Annotated in this window: 18 protein-coding genes and 1 pseudogene; 4 read left to right on the top strand and 15 right to left on the bottom strand. The window is 51.8% G+C overall.

The window, feature by feature from the left end; all coding sequences use genetic code 11:
• Positions 1-432: pseudogene (locus ACXJJA_RS00635) on the bottom strand (hypothetical protein); the annotation flags it as partial.
• A gap of 109 nt (positions 433-541) precedes the next feature.
• The gene (gene xerA, locus ACXJJA_RS00630; RefSeq protein ID WP_456486289.1) at positions 542-1,576 is read right to left on the bottom strand and encodes a site-specific tyrosine recombinase/integron integrase; all 1,035 of its coding nucleotides are present in this window, start codon (positions 1,574-1,576) and stop codon (positions 542-544) included.
• Between the two features lie 139 nt (positions 1,577-1,715).
• Here xerA and ACXJJA_RS00625 point away from each other — a divergent pair, with 139 nt between their 5' ends.
• On the top strand, positions 1,716-2,480 hold the full coding sequence (locus ACXJJA_RS00625; RefSeq protein WP_456486290.1) for a formylglycine-generating enzyme family protein: 765 nt from the start codon (positions 1,716-1,718) through the stop codon (positions 2,478-2,480).
• A gap of 31 nt (positions 2,481-2,511) precedes the next feature.
• Here ACXJJA_RS00625 and ACXJJA_RS00620 read toward each other — a convergent pair whose 3' ends face one another.
• Positions 2,512-4,368, bottom strand: coding sequence for a sirohydrochlorin chelatase (locus ACXJJA_RS00620; protein WP_456486288.1), 1,857 nt, complete (start codon positions 4,366-4,368; stop codon positions 2,512-2,514).
• 234 nt (positions 4,369-4,602) lie between these two features.
• Entirely contained in the window at positions 4,603-4,785 is a 183-nt protein-coding gene (locus tag ACXJJA_RS00615) for a hypothetical protein (RefSeq protein WP_456486287.1), read from the bottom strand.
• 363 nt (positions 4,786-5,148) lie between these two features.
• Here ACXJJA_RS00615 and ACXJJA_RS00610 point away from each other — a divergent pair, with 363 nt between their 5' ends.
• Positions 5,149-5,340, top strand: coding sequence for a hypothetical protein (locus ACXJJA_RS00610; protein WP_456486286.1), 192 nt, complete (start codon positions 5,149-5,151; stop codon positions 5,338-5,340).
• 321 nt (positions 5,341-5,661) lie between these two features.
• Here ACXJJA_RS00610 and ACXJJA_RS00605 read toward each other — a convergent pair whose 3' ends face one another.
• The 4 genes from ACXJJA_RS00605 to ACXJJA_RS00590 are packed head-to-tail and all read right to left on the bottom strand — an operon-like array spanning position 5,662 to position 11,863.
• Positions 5,662-7,761, bottom strand: coding sequence for an N-6 DNA methylase (locus tag ACXJJA_RS00605; protein ID WP_456486285.1), 2,100 nt, complete (start codon positions 7,759-7,761; stop codon positions 5,662-5,664).
• A 40-nt stretch (positions 7,762-7,801) separates the two neighbouring features.
• Positions 7,802-8,968, bottom strand: a complete 1,167-nt coding sequence (locus ACXJJA_RS00600; RefSeq protein ID WP_456486284.1) for a 4Fe-4S binding protein — start codon at positions 8,966-8,968, stop codon at positions 7,802-7,804.
• Between the two features lie 30 nt (positions 8,969-8,998).
• Positions 8,999-10,498 (bottom strand): glycoside hydrolase family 57 protein, encoded by a 1,500-nt coding sequence (locus ACXJJA_RS00595; protein ID WP_456486283.1) that lies wholly within the window; start codon positions 10,496-10,498, stop codon positions 8,999-9,001.
• A 42-nt stretch (positions 10,499-10,540) separates the two neighbouring features.
• A complete protein-coding gene (locus tag ACXJJA_RS00590; RefSeq protein ID WP_456486282.1) occupies positions 10,541-11,863 on the bottom strand; it encodes a glycosyltransferase family 4 protein in 1,323 nt (440 codons plus the stop codon).
• 85 nt (positions 11,864-11,948) lie between these two features.
• On the opposite strand from ACXJJA_RS00590, the gene trmY reads away from it, so the two are divergent.
• Positions 11,949-12,566, top strand: a complete 618-nt coding sequence (gene trmY / locus ACXJJA_RS00585; RefSeq protein WP_456486281.1) for a tRNA (pseudouridine(54)-N(1))-methyltransferase TrmY — start codon at positions 11,949-11,951, stop codon at positions 12,564-12,566.
• A 4-nt stretch (positions 12,567-12,570) separates the two neighbouring features.
• On the opposite strand, the gene ACXJJA_RS00580 is transcribed toward trmY, so the two are convergent.
• The 4 genes from ACXJJA_RS00580 to ACXJJA_RS00565 all read right to left on the bottom strand — a co-directional run bounded on the left by ACXJJA_RS00580 (position 12,571) and on the right by ACXJJA_RS00565 (position 16,821).
• A complete protein-coding gene (locus ACXJJA_RS00580; protein WP_456486280.1) occupies positions 12,571-13,479 on the bottom strand; it encodes a radical SAM protein in 909 nt (302 codons plus the stop codon).
• A gap of 172 nt (positions 13,480-13,651) precedes the next feature.
• A complete protein-coding gene (locus tag ACXJJA_RS00575; protein WP_456486279.1) occupies positions 13,652-14,800 on the bottom strand; it encodes a trans-sulfuration enzyme family protein in 1,149 nt (382 codons plus the stop codon).
• A gap of 37 nt (positions 14,801-14,837) precedes the next feature.
• Entirely contained in the window at positions 14,838-15,665 is an 828-nt protein-coding gene (locus tag ACXJJA_RS00570) for a hypothetical protein (protein ID WP_456486278.1), read from the bottom strand.
• 118 nt (positions 15,666-15,783) lie between these two features.
• Positions 15,784-16,821, bottom strand: a complete 1,038-nt coding sequence (locus ACXJJA_RS00565) for a bis-aminopropyl spermidine synthase family protein (RefSeq protein WP_456486277.1) — start codon at positions 16,819-16,821, stop codon at positions 15,784-15,786.
• Positions 16,822-16,871: 50 nt separating this feature from the next.
• On the opposite strand from ACXJJA_RS00565, the gene ACXJJA_RS00560 reads away from it, so the two are divergent.
• Positions 16,872-18,137, top strand: coding sequence for a tRNA (N(6)-L-threonylcarbamoyladenosine(37)-C(2))-methylthiotransferase (locus tag ACXJJA_RS00560; RefSeq protein ID WP_456486276.1), 1,266 nt, complete (start codon positions 16,872-16,874; stop codon positions 18,135-18,137).
• Positions 18,138-18,199: 62 nt separating this feature from the next.
• Here the strand turns inward: ACXJJA_RS00560 and ACXJJA_RS00555 are convergent, their stop codons facing one another.
• From ACXJJA_RS00555 to ACXJJA_RS00545, 3 genes are read right to left on the bottom strand one after another with little or no spacing between them, the layout of a single operon-like run.
• Positions 18,200-19,231 carry an MBL fold metallo-hydrolase gene (locus tag ACXJJA_RS00555; protein WP_456486275.1) on the bottom strand — a complete coding sequence of 344 codons (1,032 nt, stop codon included), beginning with the start codon at positions 19,229-19,231 and terminating at the stop codon, positions 18,200-18,202.
• Positions 19,224-20,345, bottom strand: a complete 1,122-nt coding sequence (locus ACXJJA_RS00550; protein ID WP_456486274.1) for an ABC transporter permease — start codon at positions 20,343-20,345, stop codon at positions 19,224-19,226. The genes ACXJJA_RS00555 and ACXJJA_RS00550 overlap by 8 nt, the downstream gene beginning before the upstream one ends.
• 1 nt (position 20,346) lies before the next feature.
• Complete coding sequence (locus ACXJJA_RS00545) at positions 20,347-21,018, bottom strand: ABC transporter ATP-binding protein (RefSeq protein WP_456486273.1); 672 nt, start codon at positions 21,016-21,018, stop codon at positions 20,347-20,349.
• Between the last annotated feature and the right edge of the window lie 222 nt (positions 21,019-21,240).

Raw genomic sequence — 21,240 nt, 5'->3', positions numbered from 1 at the left:
ATCTTCTTCTCCAGATTCGGAAAGAAAAATGAATTCGTTTTTGCGACTATCGTAGTATAAGTTATGATATAGTCTAAATTCCTCACTTATTTCCACATCCTCTTTCCACCGTCCATGAAATGATCTGTATATTACAAGTGGTTCAAATGGTATTTCTCTACGAATACCTCCAAATCGCTCATAATGAATAGCACCATCAAGTCCTTCCTGCCAAAAACCCGGATGTCCATATCCAATTTCTATATCCCAATCAGAATGTCCGAGGACTTTTTGTATAAAATCTTTTTTATTGGGAACAAGACCGCAAAATGTGCTGTAATCTCCTTTTTTTTCTTTATGGAGATCAAACACCGTTATCCACGGGTCTGTTAGCCGATTTCTTGAGAGTTCTTTTTGCCAATCCACAAACTTTAAGAATTGTATTTCACCCATTTATAATTACCTCCTATGACCTACCTTTAGGCAGATGGCGTATAACTCGTTCATATACGCATTGCGTATATCATGCCACTTTGGAATTATATCTGCATTGCGTATATACTCATTCTGGATGCTCCTCACCTCCCAGCATATCCAGCGGACTCTTAATCTTACTCAGATTTTTAGTGCTCACGTGAGTATAAATCTCTGTCGTTTTTGAACTTTTGTGACCAAGCAACTCCTGAATGTATCTCAGATCAACTCCACTTTCGAGTAAATGGGTTGCGAATGAATGCCTCAAGGAATGAACTGTAGCATCCTTTTTAATGCCAGCTTTATTTCTTGCTCTCTCAAAGATTGCCTGAACAGTCCTCGTTGAAATGTGCCTGTCTTTTCTCTGTCCCGGAAACAGCCACTTTTCTGGCCTGTACTTTCCAACGTATTCTTTGAAGGTTTTTAACACAATCTCAGAAAGGATTGTATAGCGATCCTTCCTGCCCTTTCCACCCCTTATTCTGATCAATTTTCTCTTCGCATCGATGTCTTCGATTTTAAGCTTTACAACTTCTCCAACTCTCAAACCGGTAGAATACATGAGCATCAGGATCAGCCTGTGCTTGGGATTTGTAACGGAAGATAAAATTCTTGAAACTTCCTCCTGACTCAAAACAACAGGCAGCTTTTTGTCTTTCTTTGGTCTCCTTATCATATAAGCAAATCTTCGCTTTAGCACTTCGTCATAGTAAAACTTCAGCGCATTTATTGCTATGTTTAAAGTTGATGCTGAAGCATTCTTCTTTTCTGCCAGATAATACAGATAATCCCTAATATCTTCATTTGATACCTGATGCGGTGTTTTATTGCTGAATTTCAGAAATTCTTCATTGTAATGCAGATAAAGCTTTATAGTTCTCCTGCTGTACTTTCTTACCATCAGCTCTTTTCTCAGATCATAAAGCCAGACAGAAGGATCAACTTCAATTCTACTGCCATCAAATGCTGACAGAAGGCTTTCAAGTTCAGAATAAGGAATGCTCCAGTATTTTTCATCGTGGTGCCACTTATACCCTTTAACACTCTTAATTTTCGCAATGTAATCTGGATTGTAAGGAAATTTTACTACAATGTCATTGTTGCCCCTTTCAACCCTTACCACGCATCTTGAGGACCTCATGTCCTCTCAGTAGCATTGCGCAGACCCGCCCTCACATCTGGCGGGCTTCCAGAGCTTTTAAGGGCATCATAGCATATAAATTTTTCGCCGAGCTCCTCTTAGTTAGCCTGCTCAGAACAACATCAGCCCAGCTCCTTACGCTTCACCTGCAACCCTTACATCCCAACAAAGCCGTTGTAAAGTTGATGAAGAAGGAGCTAACCGACAGGGTCGGGCGTGTCATGGTGCTGGTCCCGCCGGTCCGTTCCTCTTCGGCGTCGAGCGTCGCATTGAGATCATCGACTACAATTTTTACATCGACAAGTACCCGGTGACGAACGAGGACTTCTGGCGTTTCGTGGAGAAGACCGCCTTCATCCCGAAGGAGAGCCCCCGCTACCTTTACTTCAGAGAGGCGGCAGCCACCAAGCCCGACCACCCCGTGGCGGGCGTGAGCTGGTACGAAGCCCACGCTTACGCGTCGTGGGCAGGCAAGAGACTGCCGACGAGCAGGGAGTGGGAGAAAGCCGCCCGCGGCACCGACGGCAGACTCTACCCCTGGGGCAACGAGTTTTCGGAGAAGAAGTGCAACAGCCTCGAATTCGGAATCGGCGACACGACGCCCGTCCACAAGTACCACGGCGGCGTCAGCCCTTACGGCTGCTACGACATGGTCGGGAACGTCTTTGAGTGGGTTGACGATTGGGCGACGCACCCCCGCTTCTCGCCTCTGCCCTATTCGGAGAGGATAAACAGAGGCGGCTCGTATAACCAACCGACCGAAGGAGCACACGACCTGCGTCCACATCGAGCGGACCCGCCACACTTCATCATGCGCGATGTCGGCTTCAGGTGCGCATTCTCATACAGAAGTCCCAAGGAGTGGAAAATAGACTACGTGCTTTGACTTTGACGACCACGCCTCAAACCGGACGTTTCTACCAGCCGAACTGCCACTCTGCGGCGTCGTGCGACACGAGTTCGCCGGTCGTCGGGTCGAAGATGGCGGCGTGCCACACGTACGTGCCGGGGAGTATGTACGGCAGCCTGAAGCTCAGGAACGCCGGATTACTGTAATCGAGGTTTGCGGGCAGCGTCACGTGCCTATAGACGATTGGGAAGCTCATGCCGTACGGCTGCATTTCGAGCCAGATTGCAAACCGGCAGTTGAAAGGCTTGGCGTCCGGATTCGTAACTCTGAGCCCTACGTTCATTGCGTCAAACACGTAGTACGTCTGCTTGTCCGTCCATATCTCCACGCTTGGCGGCGCCGGAGGCGCAATGGTCACGTTATACACAAACGCACGAGCCTCAGGAAGGTAAAGGAACGCCGATTTCAAATCCTCTTTCGCATATTTAAACGCTTTCTTCTCTTCTGGTGTCGCCGTCCCGGTCTTGCATTTCTTTCGCAAATCAAAGAATCGCTCTGGGAATATGTCTTCTCTCGCCTCAACATGAACTTCATACTCGCTTGACTTCTGAATGAATGTGTAAGCGTAGTTCTCAACGCTCAAATTCACTGTGTCCGTTCCCGCAGGAGGCTCAATTCTCAAATTCTCGCTGCCAAAAATGTATTCAAATGTTTGTCTGTGCCCCTTTGATGGATGAGCGCAGATGACTTCAATGTCGCCTCTCACCGGCTTCTCAAATTTTGAGAGTGCGAGCTGCGTAGCCCTGAACGCCGCCGCAACGCAAGGACAAATTTCGCCATGATACTCGCCGACCTCCTCAATTGTGATGTTCAAAAGCGTTTCGCCATCGTAGTCGTAAATCTGCAGAACAAATGTTGAAATCTCCTTGCTCGCTGAAATCTCCACCCATTTCACCATGTTTTCGTGAGGGCAGAGCGCTTTGCTACCGTTGTATTTGTATGTTAAGTTTTCAAGAAGCATCGGAATGTAAGTTTTCGTGAAGAATCCCACGCTCACCATGTTCGCAACGACGACAGGCGTTGAGTTCACGCTCACATTCTCAACAACTGCTCGCAGTCCAAGCTCTGGATGTATAGTTTCGTTGTCCTCAACAGGCAAATGAATGAAACCGAAGCGCACATCTTCGATTGAAATGCCCTTCCGATGCCTCAAAATGAGTTTTATCTGCTCCGCAAGCGACTCGTGGCTCTCAATCCATTTTTCAAAGTAAGTGGCGTTGGAGCAGCCGTGAGATGCGAAGACAACTGTCTCGTTCTCCGCCTCAGAAATGAGCTCTGCTGCGTTCTCCGCAAGCGTCTGTGCGAGCAATGAGCTGTTGTCCAACGCATCCGTGAGAACGATTTCCGCAGTCGTGTTCACTGGAATCAGCTCCTCCTCTGGAGGCGTTTCTCGGAGGCGTAGAACATACTTTATCTCCTCTATATGACCGCTGTGTGACGAGATGAACAAAGGAACTGCAACAATTTTCGTGACATTATGCTCGTTCAACCTGTCAACTACAATGTTTATCGTTTCATTCGGCACAAACTCTAAAAATCCAAGCTCAACAGGATATGGAAGCTCTGAAGCAACGCTGCGAACAACCTCACGAACAGGCTCGCACCATGTCCCTCTGGGACTGCCGTGTGCAATTACAAGTATGCCAACGCTCTCATTTCCTTCACCTTTCCCCGCTGTTCCCATGCTTTCGCCGCTTTGCGCCGCTTCTGCTTGCGCTTCTGCTGCCGCTCCTTGCAATTCCTCATACATGCATTGATGCGGTGCGTGCAACGCAACCGAGAGCGAAAACAGCACTGAAGAAACTGCCGATATTAGAACGGCAGTAACAATCAACATCTTGACCTTTCGCATCATCTCCCGCATCACCTCCCAATTACAAGGTTGCTAGAGTTAGGAATTCAAAAATTTTGCCCTAAAATTCTTAGATTTCAAAAATCTGTCCTAATTATTTGCTCGAAATAAGTTTCCCTGCTCCTCCACGCCTTCTTGCGCCGACAACGCCACGACACACTTTATCTTGCAGGCACTGCATTCGCCCCCTACTCGCCCCGTCGCACCGCAAATGCTTGCGGTTATCTACACCGACGACATGAAACATCAAGAGGCGGCGAAAATCTCCGCATCCTCGCAGAACCACTGCCCCAATTCACGCTTTATTTCCTCAAAATGCCTCTCTACACCCCCTATTGTCATCATATACCATTCTTCCGCAGATAACTTCCTCAAAAGCTTGGCTAAATCCCTCAAAACCCTGCTCATCTCCTCTGCTCTCACCTTCACTCCACCTCCTTTTCTCCTCCCCCTTTTATTCATCGCACCTGCTCCGCATGCTCCTCGCATCTCTGGCATTCCTCATTAGACGTGCAAATAATTTTCCCTAAAAAATGTAGGCTAATGCGGTAAAATCAAAAACTACACCCTCTCTCCGCATCGCAGAGCATCCTTTGTGGGATACAGACGGGAAACGAGCTGCGTGTGGCATGAGATCGATGCATGATCCTCGTGTTATGAGAATGCATGCGGGTCTCAAAGGCGAACTGCACAAAACACTTGGAAAGAGGTCTGAGCAAACTTTGTGCATAAGCGTTAACTAGAAGTATCATACTCGCAAGCCCTCTTCACAGAGCATCTCAAAATGTTTGAGTGGCAATGGCGGGACACGGCACGAGCGAAATCCACAAGATTCTTTATTTGCTCATCGTCTTCGGATGCAATTCATACCCCATCACGCAAGCGTCCCCACTCGCCGGAAAGAACTCGCAGGATTTCAAGGAATTTGTGGATTGCCTCGTGACGCCCCGCAACGACTTCTCCGATTCAGCACCCGCTCAGTGAGCTAAATACCACCATGCTTGCGATATTCTATTCTATAAGCCCCATCACTCAACCGCCCACACCCCCCAACGCCTCTGCGGTGTCTTCACGGGCAACGCCATTATGCTCCGATAATGCTCGGTAATTGCTCTCATTGTCTGTTTCGGCATTTTTAGTGAATGACATGATAGGGAGGGGATTGCATGTGTTCATGGATGATGCCATCGACTTCTTGGTTAGGGATGCTGATATAAACTTCACTAGCAAATGAAAGACTATGAGGAAAGGAGGCAACGGGAGACACATAACGTTACCAAAGACTGATCGGAGACGCCCCGGCAATCAGCTGCAGTTTAAGTCCGCACGCTGGAGTTTTGTAAAACAATTACTAAGTATTTCGTGTAACTCACTCACCATGTGTTCAGCCTCTTCGACCCCTATGGCTTCGGCTATGGACACGTCAAGTTCACGTCTGTATTCCTTACCCAATTGCCCCCAAAGTGGCGGCAAGTCTCTATACAATATTTGATCAACCTTTTTAACGACCTCCAGCAAATCCTCGTCGCTCATCGCACGCACGTCGACTGCCGGCAGCTCAAGATAGTCATTTTCTAAGAACCTAGTCCACGTCTCCGAGATCCTTCTGCCTAGTAGCGCCAATACCGAAATGAAGATAGTGCTGTTGAACCAGGCGACGAGGAACTTGGCAATCCTTCCGCTCACCCCTCTGACCATATAAAAGTTCTTGGAGGCTGCTACTTCCCTCTCTGCGTAATTCGCAAACACGCCCCTGTTCCTGAACAGCAAGTCCACCTTGTCCGGCATAAAAACCTGTCCGAACGGCTTTTTCGTCGTCATCTGCCTGCGCACGTGACTATACCAGTATTCACCGTATGCGTTCACCGCAGGCTTTGCCGTGCCGGAGCCGACCCCCCACTTGATATACTCCCGCAGGTCGCCCGGCAGCTCGTCAAGCCCGACCGGGGGCACCGAAAGCATGTAGCTATCGACAGCCGCTCCGATCCTGCGACCGTAAAGGCTCGGCTTGCGGAGCGTCCGCACCAAAAACTCCTTCCCTATGCTCAATTCCTCCCCGCCCCCGTCCCCGCCTCGTATTACCACAAATCCGTTTTCCTCTTCGACGACACTCCAGTACTTATTCGGAATGAAGAAGAACTCGGGTCCATACATTTCCACCCCTCTGACGATGCTGCTCCTCCCCAGCACGTCGCTCCAATAGCCCAACGTGCCCCTCTTCAGTCCCTGCTTGAATACACTGGTTACGATGTGTCTCAACTCGTCCTCCCCAAAGAGCGCCAGCCAATTGATGTCAAGAAATCGAGGCAGGCTTCGAACGTCGAAAAAGTTCGTTTTGAGGCGTGCTCCGCCTTTTACACCCGCTGCGACCCCAGTGGTCCGCATCGCAATTTCGGCAGCCCGCTCGACGTCGTCCTCCGCATCCAGCTCGATGAAAGCCGTCAGCTCGCCCTCATTCCCGTCCTTGATAGCCACTGTGATGATTTCTTTAAACCCGCTGTCCTCTGAAAACGACGGTCTTGCCGTGCTTCCCACGACCGCAAGCAGCCTGTGCTTCTTCCTCAGGAGAGACTTGTACCCCTCGCCGTATATCGTGTAAAACGTGGAGGCTGGGAGGACGGATGCAACTAAGCCCCCTTCTTTCAAAACGTAGTCGGAAAGAAACATGGAAAGGGTCTGGAGGCTGCTCTCCTTCCTAGTTATATATTTCCCATATCCCAGCCCGCTTACGACCTTGAGCAAATAATTACGGTAGCTTTTTTCCAAATATTTCCATCTGGTGAACGGCGGGTTCGTGAGTATGACGTCTGCTTTAGGCAGCCCGGCAAACGGCACCTCCTCGAACGCATCCCCAACCAGCACGGTGACGACGCTCCGCCTCCCGCCAGCCGCTTTCAACAGCGAGGCATACGCGACCAACGCCGGCAGCGGCAGCGGCTCAACCCCCCAAACCCTTAACACCCTCTCAGCTCCTATATTTTCGACCGCAGCCGTTAAAGTGCGCCCGGAACCGAGAAAAGGGTCTGCAAGGACGGCGCCCCGCCTCTCAGAGCGCTCTAAATACTCTTGGGCGACCGACGCCATGAAGCGGACGCCCTGCCGTGCAGTATAATAAGCTGCAAACCTCTTTCTCTCCGCCTGTGGGATCAACTTCTGCACCCTGACTTGACACTCTTCGATGGGAGCGCTCGCCTTTTGCAGCTCCGCTTCGAGGAATTCAAGCTCGTCAGAACTCAACCTGCTCAGCGCCGGCAGCACCGGCGCGTCCCACGCCGCTAACGCCTCCAACTGCTCGCCGCTGCACTCCAATATAGTCTTTAAGCCTGCTACGAGAATCTGAAAGCTCTCCTCAGCAGCCGCATCTATTCCTAACTTCCTCAGTATTTCCTGCTTCACCGCTTTCATCTGCGCCCCTCAACCGCTCTCGCTGCTGACGCCGCAACTCTCACACGTATTCTTCCCTCAGCCCAGAGAGGAACTCGTGCAGGAAGCCTGTTCGCTTCCTCGCAGCTACGCTTTCGAGCCAGCTTTCCACTTTCGGTATGGATTTTTCGACCTTAATCACGCCGACGCGGCACGCGTGCTCGCAGGCGCCGCAATACATGCAGAACTCCTCAGCCACCGCTATTTTTCCCTTGTTCGGGTCCTTCGGCACGAACCACGCCCTCGCCGGGCACACGTTCACGCACGCTCGGCAACCCTGCGGGTCGCATTCCCCGTATTTCTCCTCCACAATCCATACCTTGCCGAAAAATGGCTTCCACACCGAAATAGCGTCGTAAGGGCAGATGAAGGCGCACCAGCCGCAGCCGATGCACAGCTCCTCGTCAATCTCGATGCCGCCACCAAAAACTTCCATTAATTCCTTTAACCTCTCTCCAGGCACCCTAAGCGGCGACTTAACCGAGATTGCCCCCTCGGGACATATATACTCGCAGAGACCGCAAAAGTCGCACGCTTCTTCATCGAAAAACACGTCGTCGAAGGGCATAGGCTCCTCTGCGGTTACTTCCCTCTTGAACATCAAGAAGGCGTCACAAAACTCCGCACACACGCCGCAAAGGTTGCATCGCTCCTTATCTATCCTCAGTTTGTTTTTCTCCCAAGTCCCTGCCGCCTCTAAAACAAGCCCCCGCTCCAGCCAAAACGGCAAAATGTCACTCCTTCTGACTATTTTTAGCTTTATAGCCTCCCTCGGACACACGTTCTTGCAGAGCGCGCACGGCACGCACCGCTCGTTGACCTCAGGCTTCACGCTCACGCTCGGAAACTCGTTCAGCGAGCGTATGTTCTTTTCTTTAATTTCACCGTCCTCTGAGACCAAAATAAACATCTCAAAAGCTCTAAAGATGCAAAACGCCGCACACGCACCGCAAAACACGCATTTATCGTGCTCTATCATCACGGGCGGCGCATCGAAGCCCGCCACGATTTCCGGCACCGGTCCCAGCTCTAAAGCGTTTGCGGGACAAAGCTCAACGCAAAGACCGCAGCCGACGCACTTCTTGTAGTCATAAATTAACTTCCTTCGTGCCTCCTCCCCGTATTTCTGAGTGAGAATAAACTTCGTCTCCACCAAATCCAACTCCACAGAAACCTTCTCTTCGCCCATCCTCTAAGATTAGAGACGTGTAAATATAACTTAGTCGTTTGCGTGCGCAGCCTTACTTAAAATCTCATAAAGCCTCTCCAATAGTTCTTCATCTTGGGCTGCCGCCCGCAGCTTTGCAAGCCTCGCCGCAAGCTCGTCGTCGTGGATGCAGTCCTTTGCCCACCTCTCAAAGTCACCTCTTTCGAAATGCTCCCTTATGAACTTTTCTGGAATCCTGTTCCCCTTCAAAACCTTATACAAGCCTTTCAAGCTCCAAACTTTTTCCCCTCCTGGGAAGATGAAAGGGCGGTCTGCCGTTCGTATTTTCCTCCGCAAACATGCATCGAAATCGTGCAGTATGGAAAAAAACGCCACGAATGCGTCGTAAGGGTTGTCGAAATGCGAAAAGTAGCTGTGAACTTCACCAGAAGAGCCGCCGGCGGTGAACATGTAATAGAGGTGATCGCTTATCCCAAAATACCTCCAAATTCTCAAAAGCTCCTCATCGTCAGCCTCCTTCACGAGCGGCTCAAGCCACTTCACGTATTCGTAGCACGCCCACTGCATGGTGTTCCCTATGAAGCAGCTCGTATCCTTCTCCACGTCCGCCCATGAAATCGTCTCCAAGTCCCGCACGTCCACATAGCCTATTGCCTCGCACTCCTTTATTACTTCCGAGGGCGTCGCAAACGCCATGCTTTCACGTTTCAAAACCTCCTCCGGCAGCTCTCTTAGAAACTCGAAAATGCCGGTGTCTTCCCAGTGGTGCTCTCCGAAAGTCTCGTAATCCATAAAGATGTTCACACATTGCCCCGGGGTCGCATCCAGCCACACCGCGTATTTTTCAGCGGTCAGCGGATACTCGCTCCAACTCTTCAGCGAAAAACGGAAGCCAATATCGTCCGTCAGCTGGTAATTTCGCAGCAGAACTTTAAGATTCTTGCAGTTCACAGGCTTGTAAATATAATTCGGAGAACGTCCTTGCAGGATTTTAAAGGCGCCCTCCGTGAATATTCCGTCATAGCCCAGCGTCTCGACGAGCCTCGCAATCCTGTTGTTGTATAAAAACTCGGTATTCTCGAAAAACTTAGGCTCACGCCCGAAAACCTCTCGCATCAGTTCTTTATGCATGCGCACTTGCTCCTTAAACTCAGCAGGGTCTTCGTAGAGGCTCACCAGCGAGTGGAAATACGTCTGTTCGAGAATTTCGACGTCGTCACGCCTTGCAAGCTCCTTAAAAGAGTCGAGGACTCCCTCGTCGAACTGTAAGCACTGCTCCACGAAAATGCCAGAAATGCTGTATGCCACCTCGAAATCAAAATCGTCAAGAAGCTCCAAAATTATGTTGTTCGTCGGATAATAACACTTTCTCGCAACCTTCTCAAAAATCTCTCGGTCCTTCTCGCAGAAGAAATACTTTTCAAAAAGATTCGTATCGCCTGAAAACATCCTCTTTTTCCAAAAGAAGTCGCTCCTCAGTCTGTATGGCTGGTGTACCTCAAACGCAAGACATACGTATTTTACGTTCTCCTTTCCCCCCTCTCCAAACATCAGTTTTACATCAATCCGCTTTGCAAAAATACTTGTGCGTTGTTATCCCTTTATGACTCCTTCATAAATTTCCAGAGTGCGCTCCACGACTCTATCCCAGGTGAAATATTTTTCGACACGCTCTCTTCCGTTTTTACCCATCCTCCTTGCCCTTTCAGGGTCTGAGAGCACGACGTTTATGCCCCACGCGATGTCGGAAGGGTCTCTGCCGTCCACATGTATCCCGGTCTGCTCTTTGCCGCTCGGAACGACTTGGTCTCTGAAGCCGTTGACGCCACTGGCGCCGACGACCACGGGCTTAGCCATGGCCATCGCCTCGGTGCAGACTATGCCGAACGGCTCATAAACCGAGGGGAAAATGGCAACGTCGCATGCCGCATAATGCAAGAGTCTCTCCTCTTCAGGCACGAATTCGAAACACGTCCGCACGGCATGCTCCACGCCCAAGCTTTTGACAAAATCGATAACGGCGTTCATAAGCTCGCCGGTGCCGAGAATCACGAGCTTTGCATCAGGATGCTCCTTCAGGACGTGTGGCATTGCTTGTATCAGGTTTATGACGCCTTTCACTGCCGTCAGCCGCCCCACGAAAAGAAGCATTTTGTCGTCGGGCGAAATCCCGTAACGCTCACGTAGCCGCAGCCCGTCTTCCTTAGAGAACCTCGCAGGAGCATATTTCTCGATGTCAACGCCGTTCCAGCACACGCTTATCTTCTCCGAGTCCCAGCCGTGTCGCACGAGGTCTTCCCGCATCGGGTAGCTCACCGTTATCACTTTATCAGCGGCTCTTGCGGCGGTCTCCTCCAAATGCGTCACAAACTTCGAGCCCTCGTCGAGCGCCCTTCCCCACTCTGTGGAGTGCACGTGGAAAACAAAGGGCAAGCCCGTGGCGTTCTTCGAGGCGATACCCGCAATTGCACTTAGCCAATCGTGCGCGCTTATTATGTCAAACCTGTAGCTTTCTTTCCTTATGAGGTCGTTCACGAATTTCGTAGCGCTCAGAAAGTTGTAAATGAGGACGTCATTGAAAAATTTTATCTGCCCGCCCCATTTTCGTAAGTCCTCTGTGACGAAGAGCGGCAAGATGTCAGAAGCATCCACAATCAACGGTCTGTGGACCTCCACACCTCTCATGATCTCTCGTGTTTTGAGACTCCCGTCGTTCATTGTAAACAGAGAGACGTCATGCCCTCGTTCCACAAACCTCGGGCAGACGTTTTCCGCATACGTCCCTAAACCGCCTACTATCCGCGGCGGATATTCCCAGACGAAGAAGCCTATTCTCATTCTTTGTCTCCTGTTGGTCTTCCGCCCGACTTGGCAATATCGCTCGCCGAAAGATTTGTATGCAACATGGTAAAGCAAATTAACGAAAGTTTAAAAACTTAATTAAAAAGTCTGGCTGAACTTCACACCTTCAGGGGGTGAGGAGTGCTTCTGCACCAGTTGTATGAGCGTGAAAAGGGAATTCGTGGTTTTTGCGAGGAAAGCGACGACTGCGCCGGACTTCCCACTGAACGACTTGCCGGGTAAAGGCGGAAGGATGGACCTCGTGGCGAGATGCATCTGTAACGCCCTTTGGATTAGTCATGACCTTCGACGGGACACGAGAATACACATCATCGCTTACGGGCGCCCGAACCCTCCGCTCTGCATAACCTTTGACGGCAGCACGCTCAGAAGAGTATCGCCCGACGAGAGGAACATCGCTTCTTGGATACGGAAGGCATTAAAGGCTGAGAGCGGCAGGAAAGCAAACCCCGGAATCACTGTGCAGAAGCGGGGTTTCCAAGAACTTGTAAAAGAGCTGGAGGCGGAGGGCAAGTTCTTTTACGTGATGCACGAGCGCGGCAGGAGCATAGATGACGTGGAAATCCACGAAAATCCCGTCTTCATCCTCGGCGACCACATCGGGCTCCCTAAGAAGGAGGAGAGCTTCGTAGAGAGATTCCCGCACGAGAAACTCTCACTCGGAAATATTTCGTATCTAACGTCGCAGTGCATCACCATTATCCATTACATCCTCGACAAAAAACTTCGAAGACCGCCGCCGGCGGCGTTGAGCTGAGCAATCAGCCGTGGAAGTATTCGGAGGCGACGGCAGGCGAGCCGCAACGCTCCCACTCGTGGACTTCAACGCCCGGAATGCCGACGGCGTCCGCACGGCACTGGCGGCAGAGCCTGAACTGCGGCAGGTATTTCGAGGCTTTCTGCCTTACCTCTCTAAGCTCCTCGCATGTCGGCGGACGCCTGTCCTTGAACTCGTGCAACGGTATCAACGGAATCACGTTCATAAGAATTGCTCCAGCCTCTTTCACTCTTTTCGCAATTTCTTCTACCTCTTTGTCGTTAATTTCGGGGATGAGCACAGTATTGATTTTCACGAGCATGCCATTTTCAGTAGCGAGCCTCACGCCCTCATACTGCTTCTTGAGCAGGAGACGGACGCCCTCTACGCCTCTCAACGTCTCCCCTCCATAACGAACCCAGGAGTAAATTTTCGCAGCTGTCTCGGGGCTCACGGCATTAATCGTAACGGTTACCGTCCGCACCCTCAACTCGGAAAGCGCTCCCACCTTATCTGGCAGTAAAAGCCCATTGCTCGCCACGCAGAGAATCAGGTCTGGGAAACGTTCTCTCACCAAGCGGAACGCCTCGAAAGTCGCCTCGTTAAACAGCGGCTCTCCTGGTCCGGCGATGCCGACGACCCTAAGACCGTCGCCAAATTTTTTAGCGGCGTCTTCAACACGTTTTAACGCTTGTTCGGGCGTATCAATGCGGCCTGCAACGCCCGGTCGGTATTCGCACTTGTTCAGCGAGCGTGTGCAGAAGCGGCACTGGATGTTGCACTTCGGCGCCACCGGCAAGTGCACACGGGCAAACTTGAAATGCGCTCGCTCGCTGTAGCACGGGTGCACGCTCGTCAGGTGCGCAAACTTCGAGCCTATTTCCCCCCAACGCTCCTCCTTCAACCCTCTCACCTTTACTAACGACTTCTCTTGAAAATATTAAAAACCCTAAGACACGTGCTCTGCGTTGACTTCGCCGAGCTAACTTTGCTTTTGAAAGAGAAGAAGAGTTTGGTGCTGATGCCGTCAAAAAGTCATAGCCCTTGCAAGGCGCAGTCGACGCGGCATCTACATGCCGCCACAGCTACGCCCGCTCCAGCGCCTGCTCTAAGTCCTCAGTAATGTCTTCAGCGTTCTCAAGCCCTATAGAGAGCCGTATCAAGCCTTTAGTGATGCCGAAAGCTTCCTTATTTGGGAATCTGCGGTGCGTCATCGAATACGGATGCTCGATCAGCGTTTCCACAGTTCCAAGGCTCACCGCCAGCTTGCAAATCCTCACACTCTCAAGCACTCTTTGCGCTCGGCTCTCGTCGGCAAGCTCGAACGAGAGCATGCCGCCAAAACCGCTCATCTGGCGCTTAGCAAGTTCAAACTGCGGGAAGCTCTCCAAGCCCGGATAAAAGACCCTTTTGACCTTTGGGTGTTCCTCAAGGAACTTCGCGACGACCATCGCGTTCTTCTCGTGCCTCTCCATCCTTATTGCCAAGGTTTTCAAGCCTCTAATGATTAACCAAGCATTGAATGGGCTTATTGCGCCGCCGAAGTCTTTAAGCACACCCCTTCGCATTTTCGACACGAGCTCGGAGTCGCCGACGACTACGCCACCGAGGGCGTCGCCGTGCCCGCAGAGGTATTTCGTGGCGCTATGCACGACGACATCTGCTCCGAGCTCCAGAGGTCGCTGGAAATACGGCGTCATGAACGTGTTGTCTACTGCCACCAGCATGTTTTCGTTCTTGTCCTTTACGACTTCTGCCACCGCCTTGATGTCAGAAAGCTTCATCGTCGGGTTTGTCGGTGTCTCCAAGAACACGAGCTTCGTGCTCTCACGGAGCGCCGCCTCCACGTTCTCAGCGTTGGAGGTATCCACGAAGGAAACCTTCACCCCTAACTCCCGCAGGAACTCAAAAAGCTCGTGCGTGCTCTCGTAGATTATGTCTGTCGAAATTATGTGGTCGCCGCCTTTTGCTGCCGAAAGCACCAACGCAGAAATCGCTGCCATCCCAGAAGCGAAAACGACGCTCGCTTTCCCCCCTTCCAAAGCCGCAACTTTCTTTTCCAAGAGGCTTTGCGTGGGGTTGCCAACCCTCGTGTAAGCGAATTTCTCGCCACGAGCTACGAGCTCTAAATCCGTCAGACGCTCGAACACAAAAGTCGTGCTCTGGTGCAGCGGCGCCGCCAAATCGTCTCTTTGTTCCTCGCCTACATGAATCGCTTTCGTGGAGAACCTCATGCTTGCCTATCCGTCGTGACTACACTTCAGGCTTTCGCTACGCCTCCAGCGCAGACGCAAGCTTGTAAGCACGCTCGTAGAGCGCCGCATAACGCTCTAAAAATTCCTTTGCCTCCCGGAGTGTAGCTTCCAGCTGCCATTTCACGTCCTCATCCTTTTCATCCTCGATAACCTCTTTTAAGCATTCAAGCTCAAGCTGCACGCACTCCACAAAGAACGGGCAGAACTTGCCGATGCACTCGCCCGGTGGCTTCACTTGCACGTGCTCTCGGCACATGCCATAGACATCTTTGACATATTCCTCAAGGAATGGCATGGAGACCCTATCGACGTTTTCGTGCAGCTCCTTGATGAGGTTTGCGAGGCTGCTGAGCCGCCACGGTCTTTTCAGGAACCACGTCCGCCAGCTCGTAATGCCTCTTCCTACGTAAAATACATTCTCAAACGCCTTATCCACATGCAGCGCCAGCTTCAGATAGCGGAAATCCCGCAGACCCAGCGCTAAAGCCGCCTCGCCCCAGAGCTCGTCGAGTGCTGGTGAGAAGAAGCTCCCTGCAACTCTTGAATCCTCAGTCACGACCTCCGCACCGCAGACGCAAAACCTCAAAAGCCTCCGCCGCTCAACCTCATGCCCGCAGATCGGGCAAACGACCACGTCCTTGTCTATTTCGTTCAATATCTCAGTAACGACCTCCAGTATGTGGGACCTATTGCCCTCGAGGATGGCTGTGCCGAAACCCTCCACCCAAACCTCCACGATGCAATTGCCTCTGTCCACTGGAACTACTTCTATAACGCAGCACTCTACGTCCCTGCTCGCACATAGCCCCTTTATCTCACTGGATAGCTCCTCCTCCTTTATCATCCTCTCTCTCCCTCCCCCAACGCATAAAAAACATCACAAGACTTAAAGCTTTTGCCATCGTAAGATTTAGTTGCGAATCTTCTTAATGCGCTGTTGTAAATCTTTTAATGCGCTGAAATTAAGCCTCTGTGTATACGTCCCCAGAGATTCGCCCTATATGCTTAGGTCTTACTTCGCCTACAAGCTCGACCCTGAAAAAGCTTGACTTATACCACGGTTCCTTAGGTTTTACCCTCATTATTTCCGGCTCTAATTTCATTTTCTCAAAGAATTCGAGGTGTTTTTTGTCGTAGGTGCTCAATATGTCTTTAATGCCTTCCAGCGGGTTTTCGATCCCGTGAGCATAGCTGCTGAAGTCTTTCAGGATATCTGTAATTACGAAATTCATGTCGAGCAAGAATTTTTCGAAGAGCTGCCACCTCGCCAGCGGAAGCTCGACCCTCGTCAAGCCGAAGAAGCCGGCGCCGTAAGGCTTCAGCGCCTCGGCGCACCGTGAGAGGAAAAGCTCGAAGCCCACTACGGTCTCAAGCGGGTCCGTCACGAAAACGTCAAAACCTCCCCGCATGCCTGTGGGGAGCCTCTCCCTGACGTCGTATTCCTCCGCCTCTAACGGAAAGTTCTCGGCGGTGGCGACCTTGTTTATAAAATTAACAAGCCTCTCATCAATTTCAAGAACCAAAATCCGCTTTGCGAGACCCGTAGCGGCAATCGCCACGCTCATCAGGTCATCATCACCAACGACTATTATCTCCGAGTCGTTCAAGTCGCCACGGGCGTGCATGAATGCCACCCGCCTTATCACGTCATCCTCGAAGATTATGCCTTGGTCGTATTCGTATTTGTAGCCGCTACCGACCACGGGCAACGGTCTGCCCTTGACAAGCTCGCAATATTTCTTGTAAACGCTTTCAAAGCTTTTTATCGAGGTGCCGGTGCCTTTACAGCATTCGCAGCGCGTCTCCGCCGAAAACATCCGCTCCTCAGGGCGGGCTAACTCAAATATCCCCCCTCGCAACCTCACAACGCCTGCCGAAATCAAGGCATCTAAGCACTTCACCAGCTCGAAAATGCTCGTATCCACCCCGTTTATCAGCTCCCAGAAAGATTTTGCCCCGGATGACAACGACATCAACACCTGCTTGCGCACTCTGTTCATCCCTCACCACCAAACTTGAATTGTTCCTCAACATTAAGTAAAGAAGAGGGATGTCGTTCGGTAGCATCAACAAGGGCAGCAGGATATACGTAGAAACGTTCGGCTGCACGGCGAATCTCGGCGATGAGCGGAGGCTACGGGCGATGCTGCGCCGCAGCGGCTACAAGCTTGTGAACGACGAGACACAGGCGGACATCGTCATCGTGAACACCTGCACCGTCGTGCGGCGAACCGAACTCACCGTCCTCCGCAGAATTAAAGAGCTACAAGAGCGTGGCAAGGAAGTAATCGTGGCGGGGTGTATGGCGGCGGCGCAGCCTGAGCTTTTAAAAACGCTCTTCGGCGACGTGAGGTTCATCACGCCCGCCGACGTTCAGCGCCTACCTCTTAACTTCGAGCTTGACGGCGTCATTGGTATCGTGAACATCGCTAACGGCTGCGTTGGCGACTGCGCCTACTGCATCGTGAAGCGTGCCCGCGGTAAGCTAAGAAGCTACGTGCCGCATGAAATTCTACGAGCGGTTGAGAACTTAGTGCAGCGTGGCGCAAAGGAAATCAGGCTCACCGCTCAGGATTGCAGCGCCTACGGGCTCGATTTTAACGCTCGTGGCGGCTGCGGTGGTAGTTATAACGACGGCGGGAGAGGGCTACCGTCGCTGCTTTCAGAGGTTGCGGCGGTAGCTGGCGACTTCAAGATACGAGTTGGCATGATGAATCCATTCACGCTGCTCGACATTCTTGATGAGACGCTTAACGCTTTCGAGCATGAGAAAATGTTCAAATTTTTCCACGTGCCCGTGCAATCGGGCTCCGACACCGTGCTGAAGGACATGCGTCGCCCTTACTCCGTTGAAGACTTCAAAGAAATAGCAAGAAGCATCCGCCGGAAGTTCAAGGACTGCGTGCTCTGCACCGACTTCATCATAGGATTCCCGACGGAAACCGATGCGGACTTCCAACTCTCCTTAGAGCTTCTTAGGGAGTTGAAGCCTGAGAAGGTGAACATCACGAGGTTCTCGCCACGCCCCGGCACGGAGGCGGCGAAGCTTAAAGATTTACTTGAGAGAGAAAAAAAGCAGCGCTCGAGAATATTCGCCGAAACTTACCACAGAATAGCTCTGGAGAAGAATCAGTGGCTTGTAGGTGCCGTTAAGGAGGTTCTGGTAACTGAGGAGGGGGTGAAGGGCGGAGTAATTGCGAGGGACGCCGCCTACCGCACCGTCGTTTTGAAGGAGCGATTGCCGCTTGGCACGAGGCTGCCCGTGAGAATCGTGGAGGCACGAAGCACATACATCGTCGCAACGCCCGCCGCCTGACGACGCTACCGCATTAGCAGTGTGCTGAGGAAGGCGCCTGAGCATTATGCCAATTGAGCAGATTAACGCTCAAGCATGCCTTTCCGCTCGAAGTATTGAACGTAGCCAGCGACCATGACAGGAGCGAGTTGCTCGCTCAGCCACTCGGGTGCGAAGGGCAAATCCTCTTTAAACTCATCCACCAATCGTGCGGCGATGCGTTTGATGTTCTCGCCTGCGGAGAGCGCCTCTTGTATCAACGCCCCCCACCTTCTTATTTCCTCTATTCCCATGTCCAGCATCCTTTCCACATCCCTCGTCATGCCGAAATGGGAGAAAAACAAAGCACTCGCCTTTAATTCCCTCAACCGTCCGATGGACTCTATCGCAACGTCCATGTCGAACTCCGGCGGGGGCGTCGTCGGCTTTAAAATTCCCGCATCAGGATAATACACCCCAACGGCATCGCCCGTGAATATCCCGTTGCTCTTTTCATCATACAGGCAGATGTGGTGCGATGCATGACCCGGCGCGTATATGACCTTCAGGCGATGAGAGCCGACGTCTATCACGTCCCCATCATCCACGGGCACTACCCTTTCCGCGGCGACTGGGACGACTTTCTCCAGTCCGTATGCGTCCCGCATCTGCCCTAAAGCCTTCGAGGCGCTCCTTAGCAACCTCGAAGGGTCTATCAAATGCGGGGCGCCGACTTTATGCACAACAACCTTCGCATTCGGAAGCTCCTTAGCTAAAACGCCCGCACCTCCCGCATGGTCGAGGTGCACGTGGCTCACGACTATGTGGCGCACGTCGTCTCTGTGGAAGCCAAGCTGGGCGAGCCCCTCGAGAATCTTGCCCGCAGAAGTGGACAAGCCGCTCTCAACTAAGGTGACCGCCTCCCCCTCTACAACATATACCGAGCCGTATCGCCGTGTCCACATCTCCACATCTATCAAATACACATCCTTAGCTACCTTATACGTCTCCACCACGCTTCTATGTTTGCCGTAGTTCATTAAAAGCTTGTAGCTGAAAGTTGAATTCAGCCCCGCCTTGCGAGCTGCAGTGATGAGATTGCGGACGCCCACTCCTGCATAGCCGTTATTATTCAAACCGTAACGCCTCTATGGGTTTCAATCTTGAAGCCCGCCAAGCGGGGTAGAGTCCGCTGAACACGCTCGTCCCGACGCCGAAGGCGATGCCCACGAATACGTATGCGACGCTTGACGGCGTAAAGAGATAAGATGCCTTCCCCAGAATCCAGACGTCGATGAGGTAGCCGACGCCGAAGCCGAGCATTGCGCCTAAAACGCCACCGACCGCCCCGAGAATAAGCGACTCGTAGAGAAACATGAGGAGGATACCACGCCTCGACGTGCCAATTGCCCGCATCACGCCTATTTCCTTTGTCCGCTCCACAGTGGACATCATCATCACGTTCAGAATGCTGACGCCTGCAACGGCAAGCGAAATCGAGCCAATCCCGAGTAAAAAGACGGATACCATTCTAAAAAACTCTTTCAAGCTCTCTACAATCATTTTCATCTCCATTACCGACACCACTTCCTCCTTTTTGTTCAGCCTATTTTCTATTTCCTCTTTCACTGCCTCCACCTTATCAATGTCCTCAACCCGCACTATAACAAAATCATAACCCTCCGGCTCATACAACGTCGAAAAAAGCTTCTCCGAGATGATAATGGCATTGTCTGGATTTATGTCGAAGCCGATGCCTCTCTCTTTCAAGATGCCAACGATTCTCGGCTTTTGCTCCCGTATTATGATGCGCTCGCCCACCCTCAAATCGTATTCGGCAGCGAGCGAAGCCCCAACCACGCAGTTCAACGAACCATGCTTGAAAAATTGCCCGTCCGCAATATCCAAGAGCTTCGGGAGGTCCGTGGCACGCATCCCATAAATCATGACCGCTCCAGTCTCGCTGCCCAAGACCGCCCTATCCGCCTGTGAGTTCACAGGGATGGCATCTGCCACACGCTCTAAGGTTTTGAAGTTCTTTTCGGAAATCAGAGGCTCGCCGTGCGGGAAGACGACGAGCTCGTTCCCGACGAGGTATAATTGCTCAGTCACCGAGAGGCGAATGCTGTTGCCGAGTATGCCGAGCGCCGTAAGTGCGAGCACGCCAATCACGATACCGACGACTGCCAGCACCGACCTGAACTTGTGCCTTCCGAGATTCCGCCTCGCAAACTCAAAAAATATTGACATACTATCCAACAAGACGCCCGTCCACGAGCTTAAGCGTTCTTGCGGTGTAGCTTGCGACTAACGGGTCGTGCGTCACCACGATTATCGTCCTTCCACGCTCGTTCAGCATCTTCAGGAGTTCCATGATGCTCTTACTGGTTTTAGAGTCGAGGTTGCCGGTGGGCTCGTCCGCGAGTATGATATCGGGGTCGTTTGCGAGCGCCCTCGCAATCGCAACTCGCTGTTGCTCGCCGCCGCTGAGCTCCGACGGCTTGTGCTCGCCGAGCCCCTCGTCCAACCCGACCGCTCGTAGTAGCTGTTTGCCTCGCTCTTTCGCTTCTCGCTCCCGCATACCTCGCAGGAGCATTGGGAACTCTACGTTCTCCAGCGCGGTGAGCGTAGGTATAAGGTTGAAGTGCTGGAACACAAAGCCCATGCGTTCGAGGCGAAGCCTCGTCAGCTCATCGTCGCTCAACCCGCTTACTCTCGCACCGCCGATAAAAACCTCGCCGCTCGTCGGCGTGTCCAAGCAGCCGATGATGTTAAGGAGCGTTGACTTCCCAGAGCCCGACGGACCCATGATGGAAACAAAATCGCCAGCTCCTACGCTCATGCTCACGTCGTCAAGCGCCTTCACGCTCCCTCTTGGCAACTCGTAAACCTTCGTCACCTCTACAAGCCTGACGACTTCCATCCCTCCTAGTTCGTATCATCATTTTAAGTCCGATGCCAAAAAGGAGAGAAGCGCCGAAGTCGAAATATTTAGGTGAGCTGAGGATTTACCATACATCTCGCAGAAAGCCTCGTAGGGCGGGATGCGGCGGGTATGGAGAGCGGTGGTGATGAGACTTAACTCATCTCTCCATACCCATATCCATTGTATATAACAAAAATATAGATATAGTTGGCGGTGATG

This window comes from Candidatus Alkanophaga liquidiphilum (genome assembly GCF_053996935.1).
Note: the sequence above shows the minus strand (reverse complement) of the source record. Positions and strands in the feature narration are given on the sequence as shown.

Bases quoted from the DNA above. Each gene is read 5' to 3' on its own strand.
- ACXJJA_RS00620 (WP_456486288.1), bottom strand. From the start codon at position 4,368: ATGCGGGAGATGATGCGAAAGGTCAAGATGTTGATTGTTACTGCCGTT.
- ACXJJA_RS00605 (WP_456486285.1), bottom strand. From the start codon at position 7,761: ATGAAAGCGGTGAAGCAGGAAATACTGAGGAAGTTAGGAATAGATGCG.
- ACXJJA_RS00600 (WP_456486284.1), bottom strand. From the start codon at position 8,968: ATGGGCGAAGAGAAGGTTTCTGTGGAGTTGGATTTGGTGGAGACGAAG.
- ACXJJA_RS00595 (WP_456486283.1), bottom strand. From the start codon at position 10,498: ATGTTTGGAGAGGGGGGAAAGGAGAACGTAAAATACGTATGTCTTGCG.
- trmY (WP_456486281.1), top strand. From the start codon at position 11,949: ATGAGCGTGAAAAGGGAATTCGTGGTTTTTGCGAGGAAAGCGACGACT.
- ACXJJA_RS00575 (WP_456486279.1), bottom strand. From the start codon at position 14,800: ATGAGGTTCTCCACGAAAGCGATTCATGTAGGCGAGGAACAAAGAGAC.
- ACXJJA_RS00570 (WP_456486278.1), bottom strand. From the start codon at position 15,665: ATGATAAAGGAGGAGGAGCTATCCAGTGAGATAAAGGGGCTATGTGCG.
- ACXJJA_RS00565 (WP_456486277.1), bottom strand. From the start codon at position 16,821: ATGAACAGAGTGCGCAAGCAGGTGTTGATGTCGTTGTCATCCGGGGCA.
- ACXJJA_RS00560 (WP_456486276.1), top strand. From the start codon at position 16,872: ATGTCGTTCGGTAGCATCAACAAGGGCAGCAGGATATACGTAGAAACG.
- ACXJJA_RS00550 (WP_456486274.1), bottom strand. From the start codon at position 20,345: ATGTCAATATTTTTTGAGTTTGCGAGGCGGAATCTCGGAAGGCACAAG.
- ACXJJA_RS00545 (WP_456486273.1), bottom strand. From the start codon at position 21,018: ATGGAAGTCGTCAGGCTTGTAGAGGTGACGAAGGTTTACGAGTTGCCA.